This window comes from uncultured Chryseobacterium sp. (genome assembly GCF_913776365.1).
In the GTDB taxonomy this organism is placed as follows: Bacteria; Bacteroidota; Bacteroidia; order Flavobacteriales; family Weeksellaceae; genus Chryseobacterium.
In genome coordinates this window covers 1-5,446 of sequence record NZ_CAJYMO010000113.1, presented here as the reverse complement: position 1 = coordinate 5,446, position 5,446 = coordinate 1, and the positions used below count along the sequence as shown (strand labels likewise).

3 protein-coding genes are annotated in these 5,446 nt (G+C 45.4%); all 3 read left to right on the top strand.

Going from position 1 to position 5,446, the window contains the following annotated elements; genetic code table 11:
• Positions 1-413: T9SS type A sorting domain-containing protein (locus QZ735_RS05525; RefSeq protein WP_294245323.1), on the top strand; the 413-nt coding region annotated here is incomplete at its 5' end.
• A gap of 8 nt (positions 414-421) precedes the next feature.
• The gene (locus tag QZ735_RS05520; RefSeq protein WP_294245321.1) at positions 422-3,250 is read left to right on the top strand and encodes a hypothetical protein; all 2,829 of its coding nucleotides are present in this window, start codon (positions 422-424) and stop codon (positions 3,248-3,250) included.
• A 5-nt stretch (positions 3,251-3,255) separates the two neighbouring features.
• On the top strand, positions 3,256-5,446 hold a 2,191-nt coding region (locus tag QZ735_RS05515; RefSeq protein ID WP_294245318.1), incomplete at its 3' end, for a DUF6443 domain-containing protein.

The following is a 5,446-nucleotide window of genomic DNA, read 5'->3' as shown; positions in this document are numbered from 1 at the left end:
AGGGAGAATCGAGTAAAAGAGAAGAAAGATTATCGGATATTAAGCTGAACCGCGACGGTTCGATCATCCTGGCCGGAACCAGCGCCGAAGAACTCGGAAAAGAAAACTGGAAGATCGTTAAGCTGGGTGATAAGCAGGTTGACCAGCTGATCGAGAAGCCGGATATTAAGATCTACCCGAACCCGGTGAGCGATTATGCGTATGTGGAACTTGGGTTCCCTTCGACAGGCTCAGGGACCGACTTTTCCGCAGAGATTACGGTGTATGATTTGGGTGGAAGGCAGCTTCAGAGTATCAGAACAAAAAATAAAATAACCAAAATTAATACGCAGCCGCTGGTTCAGGGGGCTTACCTAGTGTCTGTGAAGACGGATAATGGGAAAACGGCGAGTGCGAAACTGATTAAAAAATAAAATAGACCATGAAAAAAATAATATTAAGCATTATTTTACTGGCTTCCTGTCTGGGAAGTATTGGTATTTCAGGACAAATGGAGTTGTCTAAATATGATTACGTTACCAATGGAGAAACGAATATGTATCAGGGAATCCCGAATATTTCTTTTCCTTTGCTCAGTCTTTCCGTTCCTGCAGCAGGAATTAATATCGGCGTGTCTTTAAGCTATACTACAGAAAGTGCCTCAGCCTATAATCTGATCAGCGACATAGGAAAGGGATGGAACCTGTCTCCCATAGGAAGTGTGGTTAGAAGCAAAACAAGGGCGTTTGAAGATTTTACGCTCCCTGCAGGAACCAATAATAATGAGGCTACCTCTGACGTATACTATTACAATTATCCAGGAGGCAGCGGACGGTTTTATATCGGGATGGATACGGTAAGCCATGAACTTACGGGAGTTCATATAACACCTTCAAATGATAAAATCATTGTAACTAAAAACAATACGAAACCTAACAGGGTGCAATCATTTACCATTATTGATACAAAGGGCAACAGGTATCTGTTTGATAAGATTAATATCAATAAATTTCATATCTGGGGACCATTTGATGCCGACAGGATAGAATCGGTTCAAAATACCAAATTTATTAACAGTGGATTTTTTCTCTCAAAGATTTACAATGTTAAAAATGAAGAAATCGTCAATATCGACTATTTAACGAAAACACAGATTATTTCCGGAAATAATGTGGTTCCGGGTACCTTACAGAATCAAAAAATTAAAAGGATAACAGTAAACGGAATGGGAAGCATTGAATACCAGTATACTGATGATTATCCGTCTGATCCTTTATCATACCAAACGAATCAAGATCGATATACGATGAATAAACTGGTGCTTAAAAATACACAAAACCAGATCATCAATCAATATGCATTTGATCATGAGGGAGCGTATCTTAAAAAATTGATCAATCTTGATAAAAATAATGCACCTGTTCAGAAATTTGGTTTTGAATATAATAATGAGCTCACCATTGGTGGCTATAATACTTACATCGATAATTACGGGTATCCTATTATTTATGAATTTTGCGAAATAGACAAAGGTGAGCTGATCACTCCTTACCATACCAATCGAAATACGGCAAGCTATGGTACTTTACAGCGTATCATCCTTCCTACGGGAGGCATTACTGAATACGAATTTGAATCTCATTCCATACCCTTCGATCCCAATACCACCTGCACAGATCCGAAGTGCTACTATGACAATTACGATTTTGATAAAATCTATACCGTAAATTTTGATACCAATCTAAACAGCCAGTATACCGTAAATTTACCGGTGGGGTATCAGAATGATCTGTTTGTTAAATATAAATATACGCTTCATCCCAATCAGCCGGGGCATCCGGGAACTGTATACACGATCGACTATACCGTCAACAATGATTCCGGGAGCCCATTTATGCATTCTTATGAGGAGATAGAATGTCCCGAGATCAAAGCTTTCACAGTAGATTCCGGACCTCTAAACGTTAAATTTTCAGGAGTGAAAAAAGGACATGGTACTTTAGAAATCTACGCTCCCAAACAGCAGAGAAGGGATAAAAATGCCTATGGCTACGGGTTAAGATTAAAAAGTATGAAAAACTTTAACCCCGGATCCGCCATACCTGTAAGTTATACAAATTATGAGTACAGCACCTTTACCGATCCGCTTCTTTCCAGTGGAACAGCGCTGGATTTCGGTGATGAAATAGATTTTACAGATACCCGGAAAGAGACCCCGCCCATCGGATACAGCAATATTAAGGTAAGCAATATGATTGATGGAAGTTATTCAAAGTATTACTACATCCCCCGTACAGAAATTCCCGTTAATCCCAATTCCGTTTTAACCGGGGGCGACCGGGATATGAGTGCCTATCTGGTAACATCAGGAGTACTGCAAAAAAAAGAAGATTACAGCCCATCCGGCCAGCTTTTACAGAAATCGGAAATTACTCCGACTTTTAAGCAGGTTCCGTTGGCCAATATAACGACAGGTCAGAACCCTGTACAAAAGATCAGCATTTCAAAACAGGTCTCCACTACGGAAACCTATGTTAACGGCATGGCTAAAAAGCTTGTAAGCGCTTCAGAAAGTAATTTTGACGATACGTACAGCAACCTGATATCTTCCAAAGAAACGTTGGCAGATGGAACCGTTGTTGAGAAAACATTGCTGTATCCGCAAGACAAGGGAATCCAAAAACTTCTGGCAGCCAATATGGTAGATGTTCCTCTGGAAACGACAACCATGAAAAATGGTAAAATGGTAGGAAAAGCAGAAACTAAATTTGACGATCCTGCCCATCTGTATCCAACTTCGGTCATCTCCTACAATATGCAGAGCCAGGCGCCCGTTACCGCCTCCACGCTCGATGTCTACGACAGCAAAGGCAACCTGGTGCAGGTTACAGGCAAAAACGGAGTTTCTGTTACAACCATCTGGGGATACTATCAGACCCAACCCATTGCCGTCATCACCGGTGCATCCTATGCCCAGGTCTCTTCGCTCGCTACCGTAACGGCTGCTATTGCCGCTTCCAATGCAGACCATGATGATCCTTCTCAGGAACCCCAGCTGCTGACCGCCCTGGAAAACCTCCGTAAGGATCCTGCCCTGCAGAACTACACGGTTACCTGCACAACCTATGACCCGATGATCGGGGTCACCAATTCCATTTCCGTCAACGGCATCCGGACTGTCAATATCTATAATACGGCCAACAAGCTTGTGAAAGTAACCGATGCCGCAGGAAAAACCCTGCAGGAATATCAGTACCACTATAAAAACTAATAACCATGATGAAACATTTGATAAAACGGAAAGAAAATGCAGTGATGTATGCTTCGCTGCTGATATTTCTTTTTTCAGGCTCCGCCCTGGCGCAGACCAATTTAAGTACGGATAAGAACTTCATTTATACCAAAAGCTGTCTGGATGCAGACTGTGTAAAGAAATCTGAATCCGTGCAGTATTTCGACGGGCTGGGCCGGCCGGTACAGTCGGTGGCAATCGGAGCGAGCCCGTTGGGGAAGGATGTCGTAGTCCCGGTAGAATACAACCCGGTGGGAAAGCAGGTGAAAGACTACCTGCCGGTGCCGCAGTCCGGAACCTCCGGCGGGGCATTCTATGATTCCCCTTTTGATGGCGTTCCTGCAGCTTACGGAACTGAAAAGATCTATTCGGAAAAGATCTATGACAACGTCTACACCGACCGGGTAAAGCAGGTGGTCTCCGTAGGAACGGCCTGGACCCAGAAGCCCGTCAGCCTCGGTTATGATACCAATGCGGACGGCGAAGTGAAAAAATACAGGATCACCACTACCTGGACCGACGGAAGGACCGATTCCCAGATTACCATGGAAACCCCGTACGCGGCGAACCAACTGATGAAATCCTCGGCCACTGACCCGGACGGTAATACCACCGTGGAATTTAAAAACGGCGAAGGGCAGATCATACTGGTCCGGAAGAACGACGGTGCCCAGGATGTGGATACCTATTACCTCTACAATGAGTACGGCCAACTGGCGTACGTCATCCCGCCACTTGCCGCGAATAAAACCCTCGACCCGGTGACTTTAGATAAGCTCTGCTACCAGTACCGCTACGACGGGATGGGAAAGATGGTGGAGAAAAAAGTACCGGGCAAAGGCTGGGAATATGTGATCTACGATAAGCAGGACCGGGCGATCATGACCCAGCATGCGGGACTGAGGACCATTAAGAACTCTTTCTCAGCGCAGGGCTGGATGTTCACCAAATACGACCGCTTCGGAAGAGTGGTGTATACCGGTTTTTTCCCTTCCACGGCTTCCCGGGCTTCGCTTCAGGGGGATGTGGATGCACTTTCTTCCAATCCGGCGAACAATGAAGCGAGGTCTTCCTCTTCTTTTTCTTCCGACGGAATGGATATCTTTTATACACAGAACGCGTTTCCTTCGGCTAATATCAAGGTGCTGAGCGTGAATTATTATGATACCTATCCTGTCTACAGCTTTAACCCGGCATTTCCGGCTTCGGTGATGGGGCAGGACGTAATCACCGATTCCCAGAATGCCGCCATCAGCACCAGGGCACTGCCGACCGTAAGCCTGGTAAAAAACATAGAGGACAGTAACTGGACCAAAAGCTATGTCTACTACGATGCCAAAGGCCGGGCGGTTTCCACTTACGCGATCAACCACCTGGGCGGTTATTCCCGGACGGAATCCGAGCTGGATTTTGCCGGCGTAGTGAAGCAGACCAAAGTGTATCACAAGCGGCAGAGCGGCGATACCGAAAAAGTGATCGCCCAAGCGTTTGAGTATGATGCGCAGAACCGTCTGAAAAAGCAGTGGCACCAGGTAAACGGCGGTACCCAGGAGCTGCTGTCTGAAAATTCCTACAACGAGCTCTCGCAGCTGACCAACAAGAAAGTAGGCAATAACCTGCAGAGCATCGATTATACCTACAACATCAGGGGATCAGTAACTAAAGTAAACGACCCTTCCAATCTGGGAACTAAGCTCTTCGGCTATGAGCTGAAATACTTCAATCCGCAGAATGCGGCCGCTTCCGCCGGAAAGTACAACGGCAACATTTCGGAAGTAACCTGGATGACGGCTACCGACGGGGTGAAAAGAAGATACAATTACCGGTATGATGCCCTGAACCGTTTGACCCAAGGCCTGTACTCCGAACCGGAAAACACCGTTCCGAAGGACGATTTCTACAACGAATCGGTCACTTACGATATGAACTCCAACATCCTTTCGCTGCAGCGGAACGGAAAGAATGTACTGGGCCTGAAGGGGACGATCGATAATCTGGCCTATATCTACGACGGCAATAAACTGAACTCGGTAACGGATGACTCCCATGATTATGCAGGATATCCTGACGTATCAGGAAATACGATTCCGTATGATGACAATGGGAATATGATCAGCCATGCCGATAAGGGTATTGTGGAAATAGCCTACAATATAATGGACCAGCCGGATTTTG